We start from the raw sequence: 23,360 nt of genomic DNA on the forward strand, positions 1-23,360 counted from the left end.
CTCGGCCGAACCGGACCCTGACGCCCGCGCCCGCGTCGGTCACCTGTCCGGCCACGACCGGCTGGTCATCGCGGATGGGAGCCACGACGAGGGGGACGGCGTGCCAGAGGGCCTCGCACATGGTGTTGTTGTGACTGGCGTGGCAGGTTACCGCGTCCACCCGTTCCTGGAGCGGGAGTTGAGGGACCGAAGGGGAGAACGAGGACGTCCTTGTCGTGGGTGTCGGCGCCGAGCGCGCGACCCGGGTCGACGATCACCTCCTGCAGCCGGTCGGTCCGTTCGCGCACGGATGCCAGGCACCCGCCCAGGAAGCGCGCCCCCACATCGGTGTCGGCGGCGCCGAGCGTCACGAGGACGCGGGAACGAGAGTCGTCGATCAGTCCTAGGGGAAGTCGGAATCCGGCGGGACGGTACGGGTGGGGGTTACTCCGCAGTGGTCCAGAGACGGTGACCTGGTGTTCACGGGTGGCTTGTTCCAGGTGGGGCAGGGAGGCGTAGCCGGCGTCGACCAGGTGCTCGGCGGGCAGGAGTCCGCGGCGGGAGAGGCGGGTGTGGATGCCGGGCAGGACTTGGCTGTCGTGGGTGATGGCCGCGGTGGTGGCCACGTCCGTGATCACGTTGGGGCCGTCGGGAGCACAGGTCTCGGTCAGGTGAACGGAGAACCCTTTCCAGCAGGACCGGACGTGCGGTCCACTCCGTGCCGGTAGAGGTGTTCCAGGAGCCGGACGGCGTCGTTTCCGGTGGCAAGGATCCTGGTCTTGGGCTTGGTGGGGTTCTTGCTCAGGCGAACTCGCTTACGCGGTCGTTGCCACCTCGTCCGGACCACCAGTTGATCACGACTCGATACGCGCCCTAGCGCCAAGTCCGCCGCAGAACACCCTGGTTGAGTGAGCCGTGCCGTCTCACGAGGTTGGTGCCACGGCCACGGCCTCGGCCTCGGTCACCGGCTCTCCGGCCGGACTTCGATGGCCGGCCCGCTCGGCGATGAGCCGCCGGTAGTTCGGGCACTGGGTGACGTCCTCGTACTCGCAGTTCAGGCCGTCCTCGATGAGTTCCAACGAGGCCTGGGCCGCTGCGATTCTCGACCGGAGTTCCTCAGCCGCGGGATGCAGGATCTCGTGCCGGGTGGTGCGGTCGACGGTTGCGGACAGGCTCCTGATGGTGTTCAGACCAAGGCCGGCCTCCTTCAAGATGAGGATCGTCGCCACGCGGGTGAGGTCGTCCGCACCGTAACGGCGGCGCCCGCCGACGTCCCGTCCGGGGTGCAGCAGGCCCATAGCCTCCCAATGTCGCAGCACGTGCGTGGCCAGGCCGAACCGTGCCGCGAGGGCGCCGATGCTCAACGTGCCGGCGCCGCCGTCTCCGCTTGACTTCATGCCGACATTAAGACCAGGTTGCCGGTTACACGGAGCAGGTCGCCGGGCTGTATGTCGGTCAGCAACGCGTGGGTGATCTGGGGGGCTCCGCTGGTGCAGGAGACGACCGTGTCAGGGGTGTCGGTGGCGGTGGTGTCCGCGTCGGCGGGGCGGACGATCAGGTCGAACGTCGCGGTGCCGCGCGGGCCAGGGGCGGGGATGGCGTCGACCCAGCCATCGACGGCGACGTGGGTGGTGTCCATCAGCTGACCTCCGCCAGGGTCCCGGTGGGGCAACGGGTGCGGGTGGTGCGCTGCGCGAGGTCTAAGAGCTCGCAGTTGCGCTGCTGTTGGCCGGTGGTGATCGGCTCGGTCCAGGGCTCGTAGTGGCTGGACCACATGGGGCTGGCGGCCTGGACCGGGTCAGGGGTCGGCGGGCGAGCCTCGCTGTAGCGGGCGCGTTCGCGGTCGGCCTGGGCGACGACGCCGACCCAGTCGAGCCCGTGGCGCAGCTGGAGCCGCTGACGCAGACCGGTGCGCTGCCGGGCGGTGGTCGCCGCCCAGATGCCGGTGGGGGTCAGCTCGCGGTTGGCGAGCGCCCACTTGAGGCATCCGGCGGCGATGGGGCAGCCGCTGCAGGCCGTTTTGGCGCGCTCGATGCGGGCCAGGTCGTCCTTGCTGTTTTGGCCGTGCTCGTGGGCGAACCACTCCGGGTTCGTGCGGCACGCCAGCGGGGCGTCGGTGTGGGGAAAAGGGATCCGAAGGTCGGCCTCGATCGTGGCCGGGGCTTTGGCAGTTCGGCTCATGGGTGAGCCCTCCTCGCGGAGTGATGAATGCAGGGGAAGTTCAGGCGTGGTCGTCGTAGTCGCTTACGCGTTTGGGCTTCGCGTCGGAGGCGAACCTGCCGAGGCGCGCCTCGGTGGGGTTCGCGCTGATCCAGTCCTCAGCGCAGACCTTGTGCGCGGGCTCGCCGTAGTGGGAGCACATCGGCGTGGGGGCACCGCACAGCACGCACGGCAGGTCCTGCCAGCGGTCGAAATGCCGGGCATCCCGCCAGTCCTGGCCACCGGGAACCGGGATGAGGCCCGCCTCCCACAGCGGCGCCTTGCTGCGGCGGCGCCGGGCGGGCGCACTCATCCGACGGGCAGGTGGGTGCCGGGGCGGCCCGGGCGGCGCCCGTGGACCGTGGGCGTGTAGGCGTCGTGGCGCGTCGCCAGGTAGCCATGCGGCTGCTCGCCGGTCTTGACGCGGTACATGGCCATGTCCGCACCGCGCAGAAGACGGGAAGCTCCGGCCGCGTCGGGCAGGTCGACGGCGCGGGCCGTGCCGATGGACACCGCCGGGCGCAGGATGTGCCCGTTGTGGTCGACAGGCTGCTCCAGCTGCTCGCGCAGCGCCGCTGTCTCCCGGAGCGTTGCGGTGGGCGGAAGCAGGAGAACGGCGCCGAATTCGTCGCCCCCGAGGCGTGCGGCGAGCCCGCCGCGGGCGGCGGCCCATGTCCCGATCCGGTGGCCGATGGCGGCGATGAGGGCGTCGCCGGCCGCGTGCCCGAGGCTGTCGTTGACGGCCTTCAGGCCGTCGGCGTCGGCGACCAGGACGTGCAGCTGCTCGCGGTGAGTACGGGCGAGACGCTCGGTGCGGTGCGTGAGGGCGTCGCGGCCGGGCAGTCCGGTCAGCGGATCCTTGCGGGCGGCGTCCCGCTGGCGGCGCACGCGGACGTCGTCGGCGAGCAGCGCGGCCGGCGCGAGCGGCACGGTGGCCGCGATGATCAATGTGCGGGACCGCGGACGTAAGACTGTTGTGGCGGGCATGATGACTCCGGTTCTCGCCCCTCGGGGCGGGCATGAGAGAGGCGCACCCCGAGCTGTCCAGGCCGTGGGGGTGCGCCTCTTGCTTTGATCATTCGATTCCGCCCTGACCAGGCGGTCGGGCATGCTGGATAGTGCTTCCATCTCGTGACGGGGAATGGGAGCGCTCGGGGCGGTCAACGCGCCTTAACGGATGCTGCGGCCGTCCCCGGGGCCCTCTACCGTGGCTCTATTCACGGATCCCGGTTCTGGCACAGATCTTGGGGAGCCGTCGCGGAGGGTGACGATGTCGTTCGATTGAAAGGATTGTCACGAACCCCGGCTGCCTGACTCAAACGCTCACCTCGTAGCCTCCGCGCATGACTGATGATCCGTTCCAGTGCCGCTGCGTCCTCTGCCATGACTACGGTGACCGAAACGAAGCGGACCGCGTGGATCTGACGATCATCGAGAATGTGCAGCAGCACGGATGGCACGTCGTTATGGTTCCCGAGGACGAGATCGGTCCTGGATTCGCCTACACGATCGGCCTCTCGCACACTCACGGCGTACCTGACCTCGCCATGTTCGGACTCAATGTCCACGCCATGCACCGCATGCTCAACAGGCTCGGAGCGAAGTCCGCCGAGGGTGCTGTACTGGCTGACGGCCAGAGGCATCTTGACGTTGCCGTTGGCCACCAAGTCGCGCTCAGGCAGGTCGATCTCCGCTGGTACCGGACCTTCTTCGGGCAGGCCATCGGGTTCTACCGGCGGCCTCCTTTTCCTGTGTTGCAAGTTGCCTGGCCCGACGTGGATGACCGCTTCCCTTGGGAAGAACAGGCTGATGAGAGGCATCGGGAGTCGCAGCCTCAGTTGTGGCTGCGACCGAGTGAGCACCCTGTCGGGGTCTGGACGACCGAACTCTGACCTCGAACGTGCTGACCAGCGAGAGGCCAACTCTGTTGCGAGGAACTACAGGAGCAAGATCAGTAGTAATTCCGCTTCAACCCTCCGGGACCGCCACGCAGGCCGTTGCCGCCCTCCGGGCCCCCGAACACGATTGCGGGAGCTGGATGCGATCCTGCATGCATGAACCATCTCGGCGACGCGAACCTGCGCACCTGGACGCTGCGCGTTACGGCCCTCCTAGCGGCCGACACCCGAGATCAACTTGCCTGGCTGGGCGAGCGTGAGCTGGAGTCGAAGGACGTCGTTGAAGAGGTGGAGCTCATGTGCCGCGTGTCCGAAGGGCTCGCGGAGCGCGGAGCCTTCGAGCCTGAGGATCAGCGTCATCTTCGGGCCATCGGCCGTCGTATCGGCGAGATCGATGCCACCCGCCGCGTCGGCCCCTGGGACAACGCTCTGGCCACAGATTCGGCGTGGGACGACATTCGTTCTCTCGCTCGCCAGTTTCTCCTCACGAGGCTGGGCGACTGGCATCAGCCACTGCCACGCCTCGTGCCCCCACCCATGGGCGACCACTGAGCCGTCCAGGCCGCCCGTGCGACTCTGACACAGCCGGCGCCGCACACTAATTGGCGGGAACGTCGCGACTATGTTCGGACGGATGCCGGCAGGGCCACCGCACACCGCCTGCCAAGCACCGGGCGACGCCTCTCGGGTCGAAACTCAAGCCGCGTTCGAATCCTCGGTGTGCTCTGACGCCTCCCGTAGCCGTGAACATCTGCTGTCCGTTCTCGGGTTCTGGCTCAGGTTTTGTGGCGGGTGACGTTCTGTCATTGCTCGACATCGAACAGCGGGATGGACGGTGGAGGCGGGGCAAGGACTGTGCGGAGGCGGGTGAGGTTGGCTCGCCACTGCTTCCAGTCTGCCGGGTCGACCCAGTTCGAGGCTGGCCCGGCCTCGTCGCTGATGACGCGGGCGAGGGCCTCGTCCGCGAGCGTCCGAAGATCGTTGGGAAAGGCGGGCATGGGTTTCTCAGGGCCGTAGGGTGTGTCGATTGGGTCGCCGCCTGGACATTGGGTCGCAATCAGTGCGGTGGCGGCCACCGCTTCTTCTCCTTCGCTGAGCCAGCCGATGGCGTCGATGGTGCGCGTGAGGACGCCACGGATCAGCGTCTCGCGCTCCTCGGGCTTGGCGTCGTCGAGAGTGTTGGCGAAGTCCGCGGCCGTGTCGTTGCCGAAGGGGCCAGTGTCCCAGGTGCCCATGTTGATCTCCTCGTGTCGCCGGGATCCTCGCATCAGCCGCTGGCATTGCGATCACTGTGCGAGCAGTACTCGCTTACGCAGAAGGGCGAAGCCAGCACGCCCGAACATCTGGCGCTTGAGCATCTTGATCCGGTTGACATGCCCCTCGACCGCGCCTGAGCTCCAGGGCAGGGTCAATCCGGCGGTGACGGCGTCGAGGTCGCGGTCGATGTCGGCGGCGAGGGTGTGGAGACTGGGCAGGTCGTCCTGCCGGACGGCGTCGAGCCAGTCCGGGAGACGCTCGCCCTGGCGCTCGGTGAGCACGACCGCGAAGGAGCGGACGTGCCGGGTGAGAGCATCGAGCTCGGGACAGTGGGCGCGGACGGTCTTGAGGTGGAGTTGTTCGGGCTCGGTGAGGGTCTCCGGGCGGCTGAGGATCCATCCCGCGACCGTCCGGGGCGAGGGCGGCCGGGTGGTCACGGGCCGCGGGGAGGTGCGCTTCTTGTGCAGGTAGGCGCGGACGCGCTGGTAGCTGCCTTTGTAGCCGAGCGGCATGATCTCCTCCCGTAGCTTCCAGGCGTTGGTACAACCCTCGCTCCACCGGTCGTCCAGATAGACATCCGATGCAGTTGATCTGTCAAGGACGGAGGTCCGGGAGGGGTGTCAGTGGTGTGTGGCAGCATCCGCGGCATGACGAGTACAGAGATGGGCCGCGGCTTGGACTTGTTCCGGGAGGGGGATTTTCCCATCTACACGCTGACCTTCGTGCGGGACCTTCCCCCCGCTGAGCTGCTCACCCGCATGGGGGTAGATCCGGAGACCTTGGCGCTTCGCAACGCCATAGACCTGTCGGATGACTTGGGCGACGACCTTTTCGACGATGAAGAACCGGTCGTCACCAGCGGCATCGACGGGTCGTGGACGTGGGCATGGGAACAGGGCGGCGTGCACGGACTCGATGAGAGGATCTTGAGCGCCGTCTCCATGGGGACTGAGGCCGTGGTGCTCCACTACAACGAGAAGCCGATGCACTGGTTCAAGTACGCGGTCGGAGGCAAGATCATCGTCGACTTCCACACTCTCCAGGCGATCGAACCGACCGGGCAGAACCCGGCAAGACTTGATGACACCATGAGACCCCTTGGGCTCGCCCCTGGGCAGGTCGCGCCTGTTCACAGCGTCCTGGCACTGGTAGAGGACGCTTTTGGTATCGGCCTGACGCAACCCGATGAGGTTGACGACGAGCGTTGGAGCGGCAAGCTGCTTCCCCTGCCGGACTAAATGCCTCAAGCGGCGGCCGCCTTCAGAACAGGAGTTTCAGAGGACGGGAAGGCTGTGCCCTCGTCATAGACGGTGCGTTTGGTGAGGCAGTGGTGGAGACAGCCGAGCAGTCTGTTGAAGAGGCGGCGTTGGGCGGCGGTGTGACGGTCTCCCGCTTCTCGTCGGCGGTCGTAGTGGGCTCGGGCTCCGGGTGAGGACAGCGCGGAGAAGGCCCAGACGTAGCCGACGGCGGCGAGCCGCTGGTTCTTGACCCGGCGGGCCATCACGGCGAGGCTTTTGCCGGATGCCCGGGTGACCGGTGCGGCCCCGGCGAAGGCTTTGAGTCCTTTCGCGTCGGTGAAGCGGGATCGGTCGTCGCCGATTTCGGCGAGCACCCGGGCACCGGTGAGTGATCCGAGCCCTGGCAAGCTGGTGATGATCTCGGCGTCCGGGTGTGTGTCAAATGACGTCACTGCCGCGGCGGTGAGGTCATCGGCGCTGGTGCAGGCGGCTTCGAGTTGCCGCAGCAGTGCGAGGGTCTGGTGTCCCATGGCCTGTTCGACTTTGGGTAGTTGCCGCATCTGGGTGATCTGGAAGGCTTCGCGGAGCCGGTCTGCCTCGGCTTCGATGCCACGATGGCGGCCGGCTTTCTTCAGCAGCGACCGCAGCTGGGCGCGGGTGAGCTTGGCGGCGTGGGCCGGGGTGGGAGCGGCGGCCAGGACGACGCGCGCGATGGGTAAGCACAGTCCTTCGCGGGTGTGCTGGAAGGCGGCGAGGAAGCCGGGGAAGTACTCGCGCAGGTGTGAGCGGAGCTTGTTGCCGGCCTGGGTACGATTCCAGACCGCGTCCTGCTGGGCGCGGGCCAAGACGGCGATGGCCTGGGCGAGTTCGCTGTCGTCGGGCAGTGACCGGTGGGCGGCCCGGTCCGTGCGCAGGATATTTGCCAGGACCATGGCGTCGAGGTGGTCGGACTTCTTGCGGGCGACTGCATGGCGGTCGCGGTAGCGGGAAGCGGCCATCGGATTGATGGCGAAGACGGGGCGTCTGGTGGCGCGGAGGCAGGCGACCAACAAGCCGCGGGACGTTTCGATGGCCACGGGGAGATGGGGGAGTTCTCGGTGTCGCCGTGCTCGGTCAGGAGAACAAGCAGCTGTTGCAGGCCAGTTGCGTCGTCTCCGGTCCGGGTTCGGGCCACCAGGGCTCCGTCGTGGTCGATCAGGGCGACGTCGTGGTGGTCGCTGGCCCAGTCGATGCCGCAGAACACTCTCATGGTGCTGTTCGGTTCCTCTCGGTCGAGGTTGCTGCTGGTCGCAGCCGCGCGGGGGCACGCGTCTCCCTAATGGAAGGGCTCGGTGGCCCTGCATCCGATTAGCCGTTCGTGACCCCAGCTGTCCGCAGGGCCCTCGGTCTGTGGAAGAGCTCGGCGGCTCCGGGTTCAGTCAAAGGTGGTCCCTGCGAACTGCTCGAACCACGGGCTTTAACGATCTGATCGTCAGACTGGATGCGCTGCGGTGGCAGTGGACGGAACCGGGGGCCGGCTCTTGACCGAGGGCTCGAAGTCCCGGGGGCGTGTTGCGACTTCCCCGGCACCGACCGCCACCACCGCAGCAGGTAGTACGGATGAGCTTTTGGGCACAGGATCGGGCCGGCCTGGGATCGGAGCTTGCTGCTCTGGTGATGTATAGACCTCGGTCCTGTGCCCGCGGCGGCAACCGTGGAGCAGCTGCCGTACGCAGAACCGGGTCCGCCTATCTTGGGGGCTCGGGGCCCTGGGCTTGTATAGACCTCGGATCTGCGGCCGCTTCAACAGTGACGGGGGCGACCAGACCGGTCTGGAAGAAGAGCTCGATGGCCCTGGTCTTGGTTGGGTCTCAGTCGCCCTGTCACTGCCCATTAGGGCTTGTAGTCATCGAGGACCAAGGGCCGGTTCTGCCACTGGCCAGTGAACAGCTCCTCCGGGGCCGCAGCCTCGGCGAGCTGTTTGACGGTCCGCCAGGTCATGTCGAGCTGACGCTGGATCGAGCGGCGGCTGTGCCCGGCTTCCAGCAGTGCATGGACGGCGGCGCGCCGGGCCCACGAAGACCTCTGGATGAACCTCGCAGCTGACGTCGCCGCAGACCGCAGGCGCGAAGAGGAAGAACATGCCCTGCGCGGCCTCATCTGACGACCCCAGAACCGCTACAGCGCCAAGAAACTCGGAAGAAGACCGGCGCCCGCGCACCCTGTCGCGCTAACTTGGTTGGAGCTTCTGCCACCTACCTGGGTCGGGGCGGATTAAAAAAATCCGTCGTTGCTTGGCTTCGAGCCAGTGAACCAAGGTGCGTGATGACAGAAGTGTTGAGCTTTCTGCTGCATGACGTGGGCGGCCATGTGATCGCCGCAGCGCTCATTGCCGGTGTGGGCTTCGGGCTCGAGAAGACCCGGACCCGGCTGCACAGGAGCCGGCCAGCGCCGCCTCGTACCCTCCTTCCTCAATGCGGCGATGACATCGGGTCAGCTCCAGACGAACCGACGGCCTAACATCCGCTGTCGGATGAAGCCCCTGGCCTGGCGGAAGGATCGCTCTTCCTCTTCGGCGGCCTACGGTTTTGCGGTATAGGTCCAGCCTGACTGGGGCGGTTCCCTCGTTGGGCGGCAGACGAAGCGAGATGTCTTCGCCAGCAGTCCCAAAGCGACCGATGTTGCGCTCGTACAGCATCCGGTTGTCTAACCGGGGTCAGAAATTTCTGACCCCGGAACGCGACAACGCCCCGGTCCCCTGACTGAGTCACGGGACCGGGGCGTTGTCGTGGTGTCAGACGGGGTGGGTGTAGCGAACGGGCTTGCCGCAGGCTCGCGCGTAATCGATCTCGCTCCGGGTGCTGTCGCCGATGTAGCCGTCGGGGTTGACGATGAGGACTTCGTCGGCGAGGTCGATCTTCTGGCGGTGCAGTGCGTCCAACACCTGCTTGAGGCGGTCAGCCTGGGCGGGAGCCGCCCACAGCGGGTGGGGCTGCTTAAGGTTGCAGCCGGGCGCGAGAACGATCCGGCCGGCCGCAGTCTCGTACAGGTTGGCTTCGGCGAGCTCCTGCCAGTACCTGGTGGACCCGCACAGCACGACGATCTTCGGCCGCTGCAGGCGTTCGGCCTCCCGGTCACGCACGTATCCGTCGATACCGCTGGCGGTGAAGCGGCGGACGCTCTTCCAGAATTCGCGGGCACTCATGCAGTTTCTCGTCTCTGGGATGTCGGGGTTATGGGGTGCCGGGGGTGCCGGGCTCGCAGGCCGACGGCCGCCCTGGGGGTCACGGGGTGGTGGAGGTGCTCGTATCGGCGGCCGCTGTCCGCACGGTGGTCGCCTCGAGTTCGCTGTGGCGCTGCTGGAGCTGGTCGATGGCCGTGTGGTCGGTCAGGGCTGTCGTGATCAGGGCGCGCTGGTACTCCATGCCGGCGAAGACGCCGTGGTGGTAGCGGCACTGGTCCTGGGCTTCGGCGCAGGCTGGGCAGCTCTCCCAGTCCAGCGGGTCGTACGGCGCGGTCTCCGGTCCGGGGAGCTCCAGGACCGTCCGGCGGGTGGCGGCGGGGGAGTGGGGGCTGCTGGTGAACAGGTCCTCGCGCCACGTGGGCGGCAGTCCCTGGAGGAAGTCGAACAGGTCAGCGGTGCTCTGCAGCCAGGTGAAGTAGATCTTGCGCGCGTCCGGATAGGCACCGCGTCCGCGTACGACAACTCGACGTTCAAGCCCGCCTGATCCACCCCAGCCGGTACAACCATCCAGCACCCCCAGCGCACTTGGCCGCGCGACGAGGTTCGGTGAGACAGAAGCCCGAACGACTCTGTTCGTTGAGAAAACGACTCGCTTGGATGAGACAGGACACCGGCGAAGGCATCGTTGTCGCGGCTGTCCAGGAGGGACGTCGAGCTATTACGCCGTAATAGTGCTCGGACGGTACCCCGCCCCTCCCTTGGCGGACTGACCTCGCCTGGGAACCGATCGTCGGCCCGCCACGCTCACTGGCATTGGGCCGCCCTCGGACAGCGGGCGCGCGTCTGCAGGGCCTGTCCTCGCACGGCCCTGCACCGCCTTCATCTGTGCTCGGATCGCCATGGACGCCAATGTGCCATCACCCTCGTCCGCGCGCGTCCTGTCCAGGGTGTCCTCGGCCTCCGCTGGCTGATGATCCTGGCGCACAGCCTGGGACGGCTCGCTGGAAGCCTTCCTAGCCATGGTGTTGATGAAGCAAGACCCGCACTCGGATCACAGTGACTCAATCAGCGGACGTGAGGTGAGGCTGCGGCTAGGAACCGCTGGAGGGCCAGACGAGCCTCTTCACCTCGGCCCGCGCGGTCCCGCTCGTCGTGCGCCGTGTGGATGTGGGTCGTCGCGTCGACGGCCTCTTGAGCCAGACGGCTGAGCTCCGGCTCGCCGCAGACAAGCTGAACCCGGCATAACGCTCCTGTGGCATCCGCCCTGCGCTGGTAGGACGCCTCGGAGGCCGCGACAGTTTGAGGACTTCGGGGATCCGCCTGCTCTGCGTGCCAACGGTCATTCTGGCTGCGGCGGAAGTCTGTGACAGCTGCGGCGAAGTCGCTGTAGGCAGCGATCCTCTCGTGCCACAGACGCTGCTCCCGGGAGAACTGCTCGGCTTGCTGCGCGGCGTGTCGCTGGAAGAGGAAGGTGAGCGCTGAGCCTGCCAGCGTTGCGAACACGGCGATGAGGCTCGTGAGGATTCCGTTCATCCCTGCAGGCTTCCCAGCCAGCCACCACGGCAGGTCACGGCGCAGGATTCCGCGGGGGACAGGCCGCTCTCACCGGCTGGGCTCGGTGCGACGTACCGCAGGCGAGGATCGGTCAGGTCGGTGCCATCGTTTGTGAGCGGTACTCAGATCAGAGCCTGGTGGCCCGGATACGGCAGCTGTCGGGTTCCTGGGCCAGCCTCCGCTGGACGCTGACCTGGTCCCTGGTGGCTGCGCAACGGCGTCTGCCGCCCTCGTAGGCCCCACGAACTATTACGCCGTAATAGCTGGCGCCCTTGACGTTCGATGCAGCGGACGCAGAAGAGAAGAGAAACCGGCTCCGGGGCGTCCGCCGGAGTGCCGGGCGCGAGGATCGTCCGACGCACTACGGGAGTGCTTCTGCCAGGTTGCCGCTGCGGCCGCGCACCGACTCGGGCGATCCGGGTACGGGGGAGTGCGGCGAGAGTGTGCTGTGACCGCGTAGGTTCCCCGGGGTGGTGGTTGGAGCGGTTGGATAGACGGTGACGTCTGTTCCGACCGCCGGAGGTGTGGTGGCCGAGCCTGTGCGGGTGGGCAGACTGACCGATCGGGAAGGGCAGAAGCTGCAGCAGATCGTGCGCTGGGGCAGTATCAGCTCGGTCCGCTGTCGCTGGGCGATGATGCTGCTGGCGTCCGTCGGCGGGAACCGTGTTCCTGTGGTCGCGCAGTTGGTCCAGGCCGACGAGGACACGAGGACGTCGTTGTCGCGGCTGTCCTGACGTCGGGCTATTACGCCGTAATAGGGCTCGAACGGTACTCGGCCTTTTCCCCCAGCAGCCCACAAGCGGTTGTGCGGTGTCTCAGCAGACCCGGGGGAGTCTCAGTCCTTCTGGAGCACGATGGCTGCGTCTCGATCTTCTCGGGGCAAGTAGTGCGATGTCTGTGAGGTATCGCTGCCGCGACTCACGATTTCATCTCGTGACAGGCCGATGGGACGGTCCAGGTCGCGGACGTTCGGTCCGACGTGATCTGTTCGTTCTCCACGGCCAGAACATAGTGGCGCGCCAGGCAGTGTCAGTGCCGCCTGACACAGTGCCCCCGTGAACGCTGATTCCTTCTGGGAGCTCATCGAGGGGTGCCGAGAGCAGGCGCATGGCCGGGGCGAGCGACCTGCATGGCTGCGCGGCGCATTGTCACAGCGGCCGTTGACGGAGATCGTGCAGTTCCAGGTCTGCGTGATGCTCTCGGGTCGTTTGGTCGTCTTGCCGACGTCGTAGCGTGTGAGAGGCCGCCGGTTCTTCGAGCCAAGTGGCCCGTCAGCAGCTGTTGACGAGGGACATCTGTTTGATGTCGTCGTACCAGCCGCGGTCGAAGGTGCCCTTCGCCGTCCACACGTACCGCTGGGTGTGGTCGGGCAGGTTCTTCACGAACTTGGTCGGGTTCGCCGGGTCCTGGATGGCGGCGTTGCGCAGAGCCGTAAGAACGGCTCCGTTCCCGTCCTTTAGTCGTGCTCGCATCAACCAGGCGTCGTTGTTGTCGCTGCTGGTGACCGTGGCCCGGAAGTAAGCCGTACCGTTCGGGTATACGGTCCACCTCGCGCCCGAGAACATGGTGCAGTCGCCCTTGTGCAGGGTGTTCCACGTGAAGGTCTTCGAGGCCGCCGCACGGACCGTGGCGTGGGCCGTTCCCACAGTGGGGACCACGGCGCCGGCGGCCAAAGCGGCGGCGGCGACGGCGGTGGCCACGAGCTTGCAGGGCCGACGTTTCTCGCCGGTGCTCCAGTTGACGTTCACGGAATGTTCCTTTCATCACCGTTGGTGGGGGTGTTGGACCAGGATCACAGTGTCGGTACGGGCGGTCGCGAGTAGTTGGCTACTCGATTTGGGTTTCGGGATGGATGTCCTGGTTTGTAGGATCCTTGCGTGGGGTGGGAACTGGGATGGGAATGGCCGTTGACCGGCCGTACGGAAGAACTGCGGTTCATCGACAGGGCGGGGCGGAGCGGTCGTGGCACGCGTGGCGTGCTGCTCTCCGGAGCGGCTGGGGTGGGCAAGACCCGGCTCGCCCGGGAAGCCGTCGCCGCGGCCGTGCGACGCGGGACCTTAACCAGATGGGCGACAGGCACGGCTTCAGCGAGGGCATTGCCGCTGGGGGCCTTCGCCACGTGGACGGAACCTGGCGGTGGGGACGCCTCCCTGACTCTTAACCGGACCATGGACGCGCTCCTCCACGGCGCGGGGCCGGCGGGAGCGGTGGTCGCGGTGGACGACGCGCACCTGCTCGACGACCTCTCCGCACTGCTGGTCCACCAGTTGGTGCTGCGGCAGGCGGCTGCGGTCGTGATCACGGTGCGGTCCGGCTGCCCGGCCCCGGACGCCGTGACAGCAGTGTGGAAGGATGGGTACCTGGAACGACTGGAAGTGCAGCCGTTGTCCAAACCGCAGACCGCCGCCGTGCTCGAAGCGGTTCTCGGCGGGCCCGTGGACCGCAGCTCCGCAAGCCGACTGTGGAAACTGACCCAGGGCAACGCTCTGCTCCTGCGGCATGTGGTCGAAAGCGAGCTGGAAGCGAGCAACCTGCGCTGTGTGCGGGGGACCTGGCGGTGGTCCGGGACGCCATCCGTCTCACCGGCGCTCGCGGACCTGGTCGCAACGCGCATGGGCGAACTCTCCGGCCCCGTACAGGACGTGGTGGATCTGCTCGCACTCAGCGAACCCATCGACATCGCGCTTCTCGCCCAACTGGCGGCCGTGGCCGCGATCGAGGAGGCCGAGGCGCGGGGGCTGGTGACAGTGCAACAGGCGGGAGACACCCTGTGGGCCGGACTCGCCCACCCCCTCTACGGCGAGGCACGCCGCGTGGCCCTCGGCGCTCTGCGCGCCCGCCGGCTGCGCGGCCGGATGGCGACGGCGCTGGCCGACCACCCCGGACACCACGGCGACAACACGCTGCGCCGGGCCGTGCTCGCCGTGGACTCGGACCTTCCGCCGGATGCGGCGCTTTTCACCGAGGCGGCCGCACACGCCGCGCTGCTCATGGACATGTCGCTGGTCGAACGGCTGGCCAGGGCAGCGGTCGCCGCCGGCGCCGGTTTCAAGGCACAGCTGCTGGTCACAACCGCCCTCGCCGCGACCAACCGCCACGAGGACATCGAGGACGAGCTGGCCGTCCTCACCGCCATGGCTACCACGGATGCCGAACTCGTACGGGCGACCCTCGTCAGGGTGCCCGCTCTGGCGTACGTGACGAGCGGACCTGCCGAGGCGGAAGCCGTGCTGGACGACGCGGAGTCACGCGTCGAGCAGGAAGGCTACAGGTTCCAGTTGACCGCGCTGCGCGCCTACACCGAAGCGACACAGGGCCGTCCGGCTCGCGCCCTCGAGTGCGCCACCACCGCATTGGACGCGCAGGACCTGCCAGTCGAGCCGGTCATCCTGGCCTCGGTCGGGCTGGTGATCGCTCTAGGAGTGACGGGCCGCACCGACGAGATCGCCCCGGCCGCCGCCCGCGGCCATGAGGCAGCCGCTCGATCCAGTCAACTCGGCTTCTTGCGTACCCCGTTGACTATGGCCCAAGCGACGGGGCTGCGCCTGGCGGGTTACCTGAGGGACGCGGAGGACCTCGTGGCCAGGTTCCGGGAAGAGGCCAAGGACCAGGAGTTCGGCAACGAACTCAGCAGCTTCATCATGGGCGATATCGAACTCGCTCGGGGCCGCGTGGCCGACGCCACGCATCGGCTCCGGGAGGCCCTCATGGGCCTGCGGGAACACGGCAACGCCGGCGGGTTCGTGTACTTCTGCCTGCTGTCGCTGACCCGCTCCCTGGCCCTTGCCGGTGACCTGCCGGGCGCTCGGAACTCCTTGACCGAGCTGGAGGCTGAGCGGAGCCCATCGCTCGCCGTCTTTGATCCCGAACTCGCCCTCGTACGGGCGTGGGTGACCAGCCTCGAGGGGGCGCTCAGCAATGCAATCAAACTGGCCCACGAGGGAGCCGACAGCGCGGCCCGGCGCGGCCAGTACGCGCACGAGGTACTGGCCCTGCAGACCGCGGTCTGTCTGGGGGACGCCTCGGTCGCCGGGCGGCTGGCCGAGCTGACCAGCCTGGTCGACGGTCCGCGAGTGTGGGCGGCCGCCGCCCATGCGGCGGCGCTGAGCACCGGAGACGGCAAGGGGCTGCGCGCCGCCTCGGCCCAATGGGAGGAAACGGGCGACCTGTTGTCTGCCGCAGATGCCGCCGCACAGTCCGCGAGCACGCATCTGCGCCGCGGAGAGCGAGCCCAGGCCCATGCCGCGGCAGCCCGGGCCCACCGGCTTGCTCAGACGTGCCAGGGGGTCCGCACGCCCGCGCTGCTGGAGGCGGCCCGACCCGTGCCACTGACCCGGCGGGAACGTGAAATAGCAGTTCTCGCGGCCCGGGGCCTGACCAATCAACAGATCGCCGATCGGTTGATCGTCTCCGTACGAACGGTTGAAGGCCACCTCTACCGGATCGGCAACAAGCTCGGCATCACCAACAGGAGGGAGCTGGCCGCACTGCTCCTGGACAGCTGATTCCGCACTCTCAGCTTGACGTCTAACGTCGCAGGTCACCCGAGCTGCTGATCTGCGGCTCTTTCCGAGACCTGACTCAACACGCTGACTTGCCAAGGAAGACAAAAGCGGCCGGGTAGGCGTCGTCGCCCGGCCCTCCGATGCCGGTGATGTATAGGCCGCTGTAGGCGAGGAAGCCGTGCTCCTTGGCGTCCTCGCCGGGGCTCCAGATCTGTTCGGCGGGGTGCGTGGTGCCGTCGGCAGCCTCGGTGGTCTCGATCTCGAACAGGGCTGCGGTCACGTCGACACCTCCCGGGCGATCGCGGCCGCCAGGAGCACGGCGGCGTCGGTCGCGTACGGGTCGTCGTAGCGTTCGTGGTCGCTGACGTCGAACGGCGCCGCCTTCGCGGTGACCGTGAACCCCGGGACGACGGTGGCCGCCTTGCCCGCCAACTCGGTGTTGAGGCGGTCGGCGTCGCGGCCGGCGAGCCAGGTCTGGAAGTAGGGACCGAGGCGGAGCAGCGTGTACCCGGTGCCGTCGCTGCGGCGTGCTTCCACGTGGACGCCGTAGTTCGCCGGGGCCATGCCGACGTCGTCGGGGAGGTCCAGGCCTGCCGCGGCGTGGGTGCGCGGCTCGTAGGCCGGCTTCCACGCACCGAGGATCTTGTCCGTCTCGCAGCGCAGCCAGCCCAGCTTCCGGTAGCGGGCGCCGTAGGGCGTGTACGAGCCGCCGGGGTGTTGCAGGGCCACGGCGATGATGTCGGGCCCGTGGTCGTCGCCCGGGCGCGGGTGGGCACGCTCTACGAACGGGCCGACCCGGACGGCGAGGTCCTGGCACTGGCCGGGGGTCCAGGGCCCCGGGTCGCGCAGGGCGGCGAGCATCGCGCGGAACTGGTCGACGGCGGCCTGGTCCTCGGGGCTGAGGGCGCCGGGCGCGTGGCCGCAGCGGCGGAAGAGACGCTTCATCGGGTGGCCTCCTGCATGGGGCTGGTGTGGGCGGCGCCGTTGGCGGGCGTCTTGAGCACGCGCGGCAAGTGGACGTGGAGGTGCTCGACTTCGACCTCGCGGCCTCGGTCACGGAGCTCGCGGGCAAGGATTTCGGTGAGGCTGCTTGCACGGTGCCGGCCTCCTGTTCTCTCGCCCATTGCGAGTTGTTGCTTCCAGCCGGCCAATGGACATGTAGCGCCCAGCGTGGGGCACGGAGCGCCACCCACCTTCTGTCACCCTAGAAATCCAAGGATTTCCAAGCCTTGCTAGGAGTATCCGGGGTGGCTAACCTGACGGCATGACAGACACCGCGACCACCAACCGCTGCTACTGCGGCTGCCAGACCTCCATCGGCTACGGACGCACATTCGCCGCCGGTCATGACAAGATCGCCGAAGCCGCCTACCTCGCCGTCCACCACAACGGCTCCGTCGCCGAACTCCTCAAGAGCCAGGGCTACGGCCCCGACAACCCCGTCACCGACGCAGCCGTCGAAGCGGGCGCCTGGAAGAAGTGCGACCACTGCGACTACAAGGGCGCCCCTGAAAGCATCCGCAACCACATGGCCAAGGTGCAGAAGGCTGAGAACACCCAGCGAGAGTCCCTGGAGAAGTCCGTTCGCGCGCTCGGCGGAACCTGGGACCCGAGCCGCGGAATGCAGACCCTGCGGGACGCCGGTTACCACCCCTCCGAGAAGTACATCCGAGAGGTGTACCGACGACTGGCGGACAGTGGCCTGCTGGAGAAGGTGGATGAGCACCGGGCCATCTACTTCGTCATCGAGAAGTAGGGCCAGCGAGTGGGCCTTGTGCTCGTGAAGCTCCGGCCAGGAAACGTGTCCCCTGGCCGGAACTTCACGAGCACAAGGCCCACACCGTTGCGTTAACGCTGTGATCTGCGGGGCAAGGGGGTTGGGCGAGGCAATGAGGTCACGGTAGCCCGGCCGGTCACGCGCGCTGTGGCACCAGCCGGGAGCCGAGCGATTCGACCCGAGGACAGCCGAAGCGTCAGTCAGTGGGCGGGTCAGACCCCCGAGCGGTGCCAGGTCCCAGTCTCAATGTCGGTGGGGGATGTCATCCTCGGCTCCATGGATCACTCTGCGCGGATCACCGCGTTCACAGGTCTCGTCGGGCCGCCGCCCGGCCCGGCGCCCGCCGTCGACTGGGCGGCGGTCGAGGGCTGGCTCGGCACCCCGCTGCCCGGTGATTACAAGGCGCTCGTGTCGGCGTACGGTGCGGCCGAGATAGGCGGCCCGGGTGCGGCGATCCGGCTGCACCCCCCGTGCGTCAGCACCGACGGCCGCTTCGAGTACGCAGCATGGATCGTCGAGACGCACCGGCACTCGGCGATCCGGCCCGGCATGTTCACCGCGCGTCGGCGCCCCTTCCTGCCCGAGGAGGGCGGCCTGCTCGCCTTCGCCACGACGAGGAGCGGCGACCACCTCTTCTGGAACACGGGCGCGTCGGACGACCCCGACGAGTGGCCGGTCACGCTCATGACCACGAATGTGGCAGTCGGGGTGAGCGAGCCCTGGGTGGACTACGAAGTCCCGTTCTTGGAGCTGCTGTTCACGCTGCTGCGCACCGGCGTGCCGCACCCGGGCGAGCCCGGCGGGCTGCTGGGCCCGCTGTCCTCACAGATACGGGTCTGGCCGCCGCTGGCCGGGGCCGCACCCTGGTCGCCACCGCCTGCGGGCACCGCCGTGGACGCGCGGCAGCACGCGGCGCTCACCGAGGGCTCGGGCCTCGACGCCGTCATGGCGCTGGTTCCACCGCCCCTGGAGCCGTACCTGGGCGAGGGCACATGGGAGCAGGTCTTCGAGCGGCTCGGCACCCGGCTGCCGCCGGACTTCGTGGCGCTCGCGGAGCGGTACGGGGCGGGCAACTGGAGCTGGTGGCTGGACATGAGCGCCCCACTGTCCCTGGACCGGCCACGGGAGCAGGGGCTCGCGGCCACCGTCGAGGGCATGCTTGACGGATACCGCCAACTGCGCGCCGCCCATCCCCAGTACTACCCGATGCCCGCGTGGCCCGAGCCCGGCGGCTTCCTGCCGTTCGCGTCGACGATCGACGGGGACCAGATCGGCTGGTGCGCGGACGGCCCGCCCGAGACATGGCGCGTAGCCGTCAACCCACGCCACTGCGACCAAGGACCGCCCCTGCCAGGCGACTTCACGGCAACCCTGCTCACGTGGTTGCGCGGCGGCCCCGCCGAATCCGGCTTCCCCGGTCTGACCGGCCGGGACCTGCATCCGCTGGACGTCATGTTCTTCGAACCGTTCGGGCCGGGCGCGCCGTTGTGAAGGCCCCTCGTCACCACGGGCTGGGGCCTCAGCACCGTTGCGTTAGGGCCATTAGCGGCTTTTGAGGCCGTGGGCGAAGAACGCGACGGTGGTGCGGACGGTGTAGTTCTGGGCCAGACACACCCGTGTTGAGCACAAGGCCGTCAAGCGATCACCGTTCATCTGCCGTTCCCGCGCATCAGGTGATGCTGGTGGGGAGGCTCCGGACGGGACTGCGCTGGGTGTTGTTGTCGGTGCGCCGGTCCAGCTCGGCCCGGAGTTCATGGATGACCTGGGCATAGACGGCGACGCGCTCGCGAAGCCGGCCGTTGTCCTCCCGCAGGGCCTGGGCGACGGCTTCGGCGTCGATGGCGCGGGCGTGCAGATGCTGGAACGCGGGTGGGATGCCGTTCGCTTCGGACTTTCGGCGGACGAATTCTTCTTTGAGGTCGACGTGCTTGTGCGTGAGGACCCAGCGCTTGACGCCTGCCTCGGCAGCGAGTTGCAGCGTGGTGAGTGCCCCGGTGGACCGGGTTGGACGGCCGTCGAGGAGCCGTTGGATCGTTGCGGTGATGGCGTCGCGTTCGTCGTCGTGGTCAGTGGCCATCGTGCGGTTCTCCGGTCGAGTCGTGGGCGGTGACGATGCGTTCCAGGCGGTCGAGTTCGTGCTGTTCGCGGGCGTGGCGAAAGGCGGGAGCCAGCGGGTCGTCGACGAGCGGTCGTAGCCGCTCGATCTGGACGATGACGTGTTCGATGTCGCGATCGGTCCGCGCGATGTTGACGCAGTTCGGGCGGCAGTCGTCGAGGTCGGGGGTGCGGCGGGTGCCGTCTTCCTCGCTGAGGAAGCTCAGGACGCGGCCGATCGGGCCGAGAAGGCGGGCAAGGCCAAGCAGATCGACGACGGAACCATCACCGACGAGCGCGGCTCCATCGGCAACGTCTTCTACGTCGTCGACCACATCGAGAAGATCGGCGAGCCGGAGGTCGTCACCAAGTCGGGCGGCTGCGACCACTGGTGGGACCACCTCGCCTACCGGGGCAACTGCACGATCACCTCGAAGATCCGGTATAAGGCCGTTCTCAGCCTGTACCTGTGCGCCGCCGAGGGCATCGACCCGCAGAAGCTCATGTGCCCGACCGATGCCACGACGTATCTGGGCGAGGTCAAGACCGACGAACTGTCCCAGGAGTTCACGCACACCATCACGATCGCCGAGTGGCAGGACGGCGTCGATCCCATCGACATCCTCTTCGGCAGCTGGATCAAGTGCGCCCAGAAGTTCACCTCCGGCTTCGAGAGCGGCAGCTGGGGCGGCTGCGCCTGGGCGTCCCTGGACGTCGCGAGCCTCTTCGCGGGCAAGATCATCCGACCCATCGCGGAAGCGCTGCGCGCCGTGGACGCCGCGTTCGCCACCGGCATCGGAGTCCGGGACGCGTTCAAAGCGCTCAAGGCCATCGACGGCATAGACACGGCGGCGGTCGCCGCGATCGAGAGGGAGGTCGAACTCTATGAGGACCTGACGACCGCGTGCACCAGGAACAGTTTCCCTGGCGAGACCCAGGTCCTCATGGGGGACGGAAGCCACAAGGCGATCCGCGACATACGCCTCGGTGACCTGGTCCGCGCGACAGACCCGGAGACCGGCCGGCCGTCGGTCCGGCGGGTGACCGACACCCTGCGGCACAACACCCGGCGGCTCGTCGACATCACGGTGGCCGACGGGAGACTGTCCAGCACGCCTGGCCACCGGTTCTTCGTCGAGGGCCGTGGCTGGACCCTGGTCTCCGCCCTGCACATGGGCGACAGCCTGCGCACGCCGGACGGGACGTTCCGCACCGTCACGGCCGTCAAGGACCGGGCCGGCCTGACACCCCAGGACGTCTTCGACCTGACGGTCGACGGCATCCACACGTTCTACGTCAGCACCGAAGGCGCCCACCCGCAGAGCGTCCTCGTCCACAACTGCGAGGACATCGTCGCCGACGAGGACATCGAAGGGGCTCACACGATCAGCGAGCACGTGAACAAGACCGACGCCCAGATGGAGGCGAAGGCTCTCGACCCGAGGACCACAGGGGGTGTGGCCACCCGTTGGTTCAATACCGACATCGCCCGGGACGCCGTCAACAAGGCCATGACACAGTGGCTCGAGCGCAGCCCGAAGCACCTGAAGGAGCTCACCGATTGGGAGACCGAGCAGGCGCAGAGGATGGGGCGCAAGCTGCCCACGAAGCTCAAGACGATCCGCTGGCAAGTCAGGGACATCGAGACCGGGGGCAAACCACTGGGCCACAAGTGGGTGAAGACCGGCGAAACTGCCCAGAAGAGCGAAGTCACGTCCAAGTGGGTCATCGTGCAGCTGAAGTACATCGGTAAGAAGGTCGCTCAGCACCGGCAGGGCAAGTGGGTCGTGTACACCTCCTATCTGGAGGGCTGACGATGGCACACGTGCCTGAGAGCGACGCCGAGGGAGACTTCCTCGAGGGCGTCTACACGACGGACATCGGGCTGACCTGGCTGGCCTCGCAATGGGAGGTGCTGGAGGAGTTCTACAGGAAGTACGTCCAGTCTCACTCTGACGAGGGCCCCGCCGTGGTGTGGCTCAAGATCGCGGAGTCGTCGGTCGACGAGTTCGACCGCTCGAAGGCCGTGCAGCTCGGTCAGGACGTCCAGCGGCTGCTGCGCTCTCCGCTGACGGACGAGACGATCCGCACGGTCTGGCTCGCCGCCACCCACGGGGTCTTCGATCCGGGGGAGTACGGCATGAGCGCCGGCGCTTGGCTGCAGAAGGCCGAAGAGGCATGGCTTGCCCGGGTGCGCCAGAACGATCCCGCGTTCGTCCCCCCGCCGCCGCGACCCGTGGTGGACGAGGAACTTCGGCGGGCCGTCCTCCAGGTGATCCGCCCGGTCGCGGAACAACTGAGCCTCGCAGTCGAGAACCCCCCGTTCGGCACTCCGGTGACCGGCCTCGTCCCCGCGCTGGAGCGGGTGGTCACCGAGTCGTGCGCGGATCTCGGCTACCGGCTGTTCCTGCGCGCCATGAAGGCGTACCACGTACCGGCCGACAGACCGGGTCTCGTCGCCCTCGGTGAGCGGTTCGACTACCCGGAATGGGTCGTACCTGAAGGGCTCAACGACCGGACCGACTGACGCCGTGGCACAGGGGCGGGTGGACAGACACAAGTCCGCCCGCCCCTGTGGTCCGTCCTGGATCCGGCGCCCACGTGACACCCCGATACCTTTCTCGTGGCCCCGCAACGGGGCGCCTGGCCCCCGGGTCCGGTATGGCTGTTTGCCCCCTGTCGCAGGCATGACCTGGGGGGTGTTGCCGCCGGGCCTCGGGGCACCGCTTGACCGCTGACTGCCGTCCCCGGTCGCCGCCGCCCATGCCTAGCGACAGGCCACCGAGCAGGAGATCGCGGCCCTGCTGGAGGCCGTCCCTCTTTTCCACCTCCTGACGCCATTTCCCGGCATGGGCGTCAGGACCACGGCCGCCGTGATCGTCGCCATCGGTGACGGCAGCGGTTTCCGCACCGCCGGGCACCTCGCCTCCTACGCAGCAGCGCGCGGAACTGGTCGACGGCGGCCTGGTCTCGGGGCTGAGCGCGCCGGGCGCGTGGCCGCAGCGGCGGAAGAGACGCTTCATCGGGTGGCCTCCTGCATGGGGCTGGGGTGGGCGGTGCCGTCGGCGGGCGTCTTGAGCACGCGCGGCAAGTGGACGTGGAGGTGTTCGACTTCGACCTGGCGGCCGCGGCCGCGAAGTGCTCGGGCAAGGAGTTCGGTGAGACCACTTGCGCGGTGCTTGCCGCCTGTTCTCGACGTCACGCCCCAGCTCCAGCGCGCCCTTGCCGAGTGCTGGGTCGAGGTCACCAACGCCGGCGGCGCAGCTGGCTTCCCCTTTCCGCCGGTCGATGCCGCCATGGTGGCTCCGACCCTCGTCCGGATCATCGACCTGCTCTCCCCGGACACCAACCGACTTCTCACGGCGACCCTGGATGGGGAACTCGCGGGCTGGCTTAACCTCCGCCGCGACCGGTTCGAGCTGATCGCACACTGGGGCACCCTTCACCACGTCCAGACCCGCACCGCCGTACGCGGGCGCGGCATCGGACTCGCACTCATGAATGAAGTGCACAGGATCGCCCGGGACGAGATGGGGCTGGAACAGTTGCACCTCGCAGCCCGCGGTGACGTTGGCCTGGAAGACTTCTACGGGCGGCTCGGCTGGAAGGAAGTCGGCCGGTGGCCGGGCGCCCTCCGGCTCGCCCCAGGGGACGATCGCGACGAGATCCTGATGATCCTCGCCCCGCTCTGAGCTT

The 23,360-nt window shown here is 68.0% G+C and carries 24 protein-coding genes and 5 pseudogenes; 12 read left to right on the forward strand and 17 right to left on the reverse strand.

The features are described from left to right. Positions 1–65: 65 nt before the first annotated feature. From OG798_RS56715 to OG798_RS42465, 6 genes are all read right to left on the reverse strand, one after another. Positions 66–617 carry a hypothetical protein gene (locus tag OG798_RS56715; RefSeq protein ID WP_443054009.1) on the reverse strand — a complete coding sequence of 184 codons (552 nt, stop codon included), beginning with the start codon at positions 615–617 and terminating at the stop codon, positions 66–68. A 285-nt stretch (positions 618–902) separates the two neighbouring features. Then, the gene (locus OG798_RS42445; protein WP_328758735.1) at positions 903–1,376 is read right to left on the reverse strand and encodes a MerR family transcriptional regulator; all 474 of its coding nucleotides are present in this window, start codon (positions 1,374–1,376) and stop codon (positions 903–905) included. After that, the gene (locus OG798_RS42450; RefSeq protein ID WP_328758736.1) at positions 1,373–1,618 is read right to left on the reverse strand and encodes a hypothetical protein; all 246 of its coding nucleotides are present in this window, start codon (positions 1,616–1,618) and stop codon (positions 1,373–1,375) included. The genes OG798_RS42445 and OG798_RS42450 overlap by 4 nt, the downstream gene beginning before the upstream one ends. Continuing rightward, complete coding sequence (locus OG798_RS42455; RefSeq protein ID WP_328758737.1) at positions 1,618–2,160, reverse strand: WhiB family transcriptional regulator; 543 nt, start codon at positions 2,158–2,160, stop codon at positions 1,618–1,620. The genes OG798_RS42450 and OG798_RS42455 overlap by 1 nt, the downstream gene beginning before the upstream one ends. A 40-nt stretch (positions 2,161–2,200) precedes the next feature. Further along, positions 2,201–2,491, reverse strand: a complete 291-nt coding sequence (locus OG798_RS42460; protein ID WP_328758738.1) for a hypothetical protein — start codon at positions 2,489–2,491, stop codon at positions 2,201–2,203. Then, positions 2,488–3,165 (reverse strand): GGDEF domain-containing protein, encoded by a 678-nt coding sequence (locus OG798_RS42465; protein WP_328758739.1) that lies wholly within the window; start codon positions 3,163–3,165, stop codon positions 2,488–2,490. The genes OG798_RS42460 and OG798_RS42465 overlap by 4 nt, the downstream gene beginning before the upstream one ends. Before the next feature lie 356 nt (positions 3,166–3,521). Between OG798_RS42465 and OG798_RS42470 the strand changes: the two genes are divergently transcribed. Together OG798_RS42470 and OG798_RS42475 are read left to right on the forward strand one after the other, a co-directional pair. Continuing rightward, positions 3,522–4,070: a DUF4262 domain-containing protein gene (locus OG798_RS42470; protein ID WP_328758740.1), complete on the forward strand. Its 549-nt coding sequence runs from the start codon at positions 3,522–3,524 to the stop codon at positions 4,068–4,070. A gap of 162 nt (positions 4,071–4,232) precedes the next feature. Then, positions 4,233–4,628: a hypothetical protein gene (locus OG798_RS42475; RefSeq protein ID WP_328758741.1), complete on the forward strand. Its 396-nt coding sequence runs from the start codon at positions 4,233–4,235 to the stop codon at positions 4,626–4,628. 251 nt (positions 4,629–4,879) lie between these two features. Here the strand turns inward: OG798_RS42475 and OG798_RS42480 are convergent, their stop codons facing one another. Then, the gene (locus OG798_RS42480) at positions 4,880–5,311 is read right to left on the reverse strand and encodes a DUF4259 domain-containing protein (protein ID WP_121414435.1); all 432 of its coding nucleotides are present in this window, start codon (positions 5,309–5,311) and stop codon (positions 4,880–4,882) included. A gap of 51 nt (positions 5,312–5,362) precedes the next feature. Further along, positions 5,363–5,947, reverse strand: a pseudogene (locus tag OG798_RS42485) (ISL3 family transposase); the annotation flags it as partial. Positions 5,948–5,980: 33 nt separating this feature from the next. On the opposite strand from OG798_RS42485, the gene OG798_RS42490 reads away from it, so the two are divergent. Continuing rightward, positions 5,981–6,571, forward strand: coding sequence for a DUF6461 domain-containing protein (locus OG798_RS42490; RefSeq protein ID WP_328758743.1), 591 nt, complete (start codon positions 5,981–5,983; stop codon positions 6,569–6,571). Positions 6,572–6,576: 5 nt separating this feature from the next. Here the strand turns inward: OG798_RS42490 and OG798_RS42495 are convergent. The 4 genes and pseudogenes from OG798_RS42495 to OG798_RS42510 all read right to left on the reverse strand — a co-directional run bounded on the left by OG798_RS42495 (position 6,577) and on the right by OG798_RS42510 (position 11,267). Further along, positions 6,577–7,820 (reverse strand): annotated as a pseudogene (locus tag OG798_RS42495) (IS110 family transposase). A 1,524-nt stretch (positions 7,821–9,344) separates the two neighbouring features. Beyond that, complete coding sequence (locus OG798_RS42500; RefSeq protein ID WP_328758744.1) at positions 9,345–9,755, reverse strand: hypothetical protein; 411 nt, start codon at positions 9,753–9,755, stop codon at positions 9,345–9,347. A gap of 79 nt (positions 9,756–9,834) precedes the next feature. Continuing rightward, positions 9,835–10,308 (reverse strand): hypothetical protein, encoded by a 474-nt coding sequence (locus OG798_RS42505; protein ID WP_121414434.1) that lies wholly within the window; start codon positions 10,306–10,308, stop codon positions 9,835–9,837. A gap of 491 nt (positions 10,309–10,799) precedes the next feature. Beyond that, positions 10,800–11,267, reverse strand: a complete 468-nt coding sequence (locus OG798_RS42510) for a hypothetical protein (RefSeq protein WP_121414433.1) — start codon at positions 11,265–11,267, stop codon at positions 10,800–10,802. A gap of 548 nt (positions 11,268–11,815) precedes the next feature. On the opposite strand from OG798_RS42510, the pseudogene OG798_RS42515 reads away from it, so the two are divergent. Next, positions 11,816–11,995 (forward strand): annotated as a pseudogene (locus tag OG798_RS42515) (IS630 family transposase); the annotation flags it as partial. A gap of 348 nt (positions 11,996–12,343) precedes the next feature. Continuing rightward, positions 12,344–12,418, forward strand: a pseudogene (locus OG798_RS56720) (DUF4240 domain-containing protein); the annotation flags it as partial. 141 nt (positions 12,419–12,559) lie between these two features. Here OG798_RS56720 and OG798_RS42520 read toward each other — a convergent pair. Continuing rightward, positions 12,560–13,036, reverse strand: a complete 477-nt coding sequence (locus OG798_RS42520) for a DUF6294 family protein (RefSeq protein WP_121414431.1) — start codon at positions 13,034–13,036, stop codon at positions 12,560–12,562. Between the two features lie 420 nt (positions 13,037–13,456). On the opposite strand from OG798_RS42520, the gene OG798_RS42525 reads away from it, so the two are divergent. Beyond that, a complete protein-coding gene (locus tag OG798_RS42525) occupies positions 13,457–15,793 on the forward strand; it encodes a helix-turn-helix transcriptional regulator (RefSeq protein ID WP_220788817.1) in 2,337 nt (778 codons plus the stop codon). A gap of 76 nt (positions 15,794–15,869) precedes the next feature. Here OG798_RS42525 and OG798_RS42530 read toward each other — a convergent pair whose 3' ends face one another. After that, entirely contained in the window at positions 15,870–16,073 is a 204-nt protein-coding gene (locus OG798_RS42530; protein ID WP_095857276.1) for a hypothetical protein, read from the reverse strand. Further along, positions 16,070–16,738 (reverse strand): hypothetical protein, encoded by a 669-nt coding sequence (locus OG798_RS42535; protein WP_121414430.1) that lies wholly within the window; start codon positions 16,736–16,738, stop codon positions 16,070–16,072. The genes OG798_RS42530 and OG798_RS42535 overlap by 4 nt, the downstream gene beginning before the upstream one ends. A gap of 319 nt (positions 16,739–17,057) precedes the next feature. Between OG798_RS42535 and OG798_RS42540 the strand changes: the two genes are divergently transcribed. Further along, complete coding sequence (locus OG798_RS42540; protein WP_121414429.1) at positions 17,058–17,549, forward strand: hypothetical protein; 492 nt, start codon at positions 17,058–17,060, stop codon at positions 17,547–17,549. Positions 17,550–17,846: 297 nt separating this feature from the next. Then, a complete protein-coding gene (locus OG798_RS42545) occupies positions 17,847–19,061 on the forward strand; it encodes an SMI1/KNR4 family protein (RefSeq protein ID WP_328758746.1) in 1,215 nt (404 codons plus the stop codon). A 178-nt stretch (positions 19,062–19,239) separates the two neighbouring features. Here the strand turns inward: OG798_RS42545 and OG798_RS42550 are convergent, their stop codons facing one another. After that, a complete protein-coding gene (locus OG798_RS42550; RefSeq protein ID WP_121414427.1) occupies positions 19,240–19,647 on the reverse strand; it encodes a hypothetical protein in 408 nt (135 codons plus the stop codon). A 139-nt stretch (positions 19,648–19,786) separates the two neighbouring features. Here OG798_RS42550 and OG798_RS42555 point away from each other — a divergent pair, with 139 nt between their 5' ends. From OG798_RS42555 to OG798_RS56725, 3 genes and pseudogenes are all read left to right on the forward strand, one after another. Next, the gene (locus OG798_RS42555; RefSeq protein WP_328758747.1) at positions 19,787–21,478 is read left to right on the forward strand and encodes a polymorphic toxin-type HINT domain-containing protein; all 1,692 of its coding nucleotides are present in this window, start codon (positions 19,787–19,789) and stop codon (positions 21,476–21,478) included. Positions 21,479–21,489: 11 nt separating this feature from the next. Then, complete coding sequence (locus OG798_RS42560) at positions 21,490–22,191, forward strand: hypothetical protein (RefSeq protein ID WP_143687667.1); 702 nt, start codon at positions 21,490–21,492, stop codon at positions 22,189–22,191. A 304-nt stretch (positions 22,192–22,495) separates the two neighbouring features. Beyond that, positions 22,496–22,588: pseudogene (locus OG798_RS56725) on the forward strand (hypothetical protein); the annotation flags it as partial. Between the two features lie 95 nt (positions 22,589–22,683). On the opposite strand, the gene OG798_RS42565 reads toward OG798_RS56725, so the two are convergent. Then, a complete protein-coding gene (locus tag OG798_RS42565) occupies positions 22,684–22,866 on the reverse strand; it encodes a hypothetical protein (protein WP_328760234.1) in 183 nt (60 codons plus the stop codon). Between OG798_RS42565 and OG798_RS42570 the strand changes: the two genes are divergently transcribed. Next, positions 22,844–23,356, forward strand: coding sequence for a GNAT family N-acetyltransferase (locus OG798_RS42570; RefSeq protein ID WP_328760151.1), 513 nt, complete (start codon positions 22,844–22,846; stop codon positions 23,354–23,356). The genes OG798_RS42565 and OG798_RS42570 overlap by 23 nt on opposite strands. The last annotated feature ends 4 nt before the right edge of the window (positions 23,357–23,360 follow it).

The organism is Streptomyces sp. NBC_00271 (genome assembly GCF_036178845.1).
In the GTDB taxonomy this organism is placed as follows: domain Bacteria; phylum Actinomycetota; class Actinomycetes; order Streptomycetales; family Streptomycetaceae; genus Streptomyces.

Bases quoted from the DNA above. Each gene is read 5' to 3' on its own strand.
- OG798_RS42445 (WP_328758735.1), bottom strand. From the start codon at position 1,376: ATGAAGTCAAGCGGAGACGGCGGCGCCGGCACGTTGAGCATCGGCGCC.
- OG798_RS42450 (WP_328758736.1), bottom strand. From the start codon at position 1,618: ATGGACACCACCCACGTCGCCGTCGATGGCTGGGTCGACGCCATCCCC.
- OG798_RS42455 (WP_328758737.1), bottom strand. From the start codon at position 2,160: ATGAGCCGAACTGCCAAAGCCCCGGCCACGATCGAGGCCGACCTTCGG.
- OG798_RS42460 (WP_328758738.1), bottom strand. From the start codon at position 2,491: ATGAGTGCGCCCGCCCGGCGCCGCCGCAGCAAGGCGCCGCTGTGGGAG.
- OG798_RS42465 (WP_328758739.1), bottom strand. From the start codon at position 3,165: ATGCCCGCCACAACAGTCTTACGTCCGCGGTCCCGCACATTGATCATC.
- OG798_RS42470 (WP_328758740.1), top strand. From the start codon at position 3,522: ATGACTGATGATCCGTTCCAGTGCCGCTGCGTCCTCTGCCATGACTAC.
- OG798_RS42475 (WP_328758741.1), top strand. From the start codon at position 4,233: ATGAACCATCTCGGCGACGCGAACCTGCGCACCTGGACGCTGCGCGTT.
- OG798_RS42480 (WP_121414435.1), bottom strand. From the start codon at position 5,311: ATGGGCACCTGGGACACTGGCCCCTTCGGCAACGACACGGCCGCGGAC.
- OG798_RS42490 (WP_328758743.1), top strand. From the start codon at position 5,981: ATGACGAGTACAGAGATGGGCCGCGGCTTGGACTTGTTCCGGGAGGGG.
- OG798_RS42500 (WP_328758744.1), bottom strand. From the start codon at position 9,755: ATGAGTGCCCGCGAATTCTGGAAGAGCGTCCGCCGCTTCACCGCCAGC.
- OG798_RS42510 (WP_121414433.1), bottom strand. From the start codon at position 11,267: ATGAACGGAATCCTCACGAGCCTCATCGCCGTGTTCGCAACGCTGGCA.
- OG798_RS42525 (WP_220788817.1), top strand. From the start codon at position 13,457: ATGGACGCGCTCCTCCACGGCGCGGGGCCGGCGGGAGCGGTGGTCGCG.
- OG798_RS42535 (WP_121414430.1), bottom strand. From the start codon at position 16,738: ATGAAGCGTCTCTTCCGCCGCTGCGGCCACGCGCCCGGCGCCCTCAGC.
- OG798_RS42540 (WP_121414429.1), top strand. From the start codon at position 17,058: ATGACAGACACCGCGACCACCAACCGCTGCTACTGCGGCTGCCAGACC.
- OG798_RS42545 (WP_328758746.1), top strand. From the start codon at position 17,847: ATGGATCACTCTGCGCGGATCACCGCGTTCACAGGTCTCGTCGGGCCG.
- OG798_RS42550 (WP_121414427.1), bottom strand. From the start codon at position 19,647: ATGGCCACTGACCACGACGACGAACGCGACGCCATCACCGCAACGATC.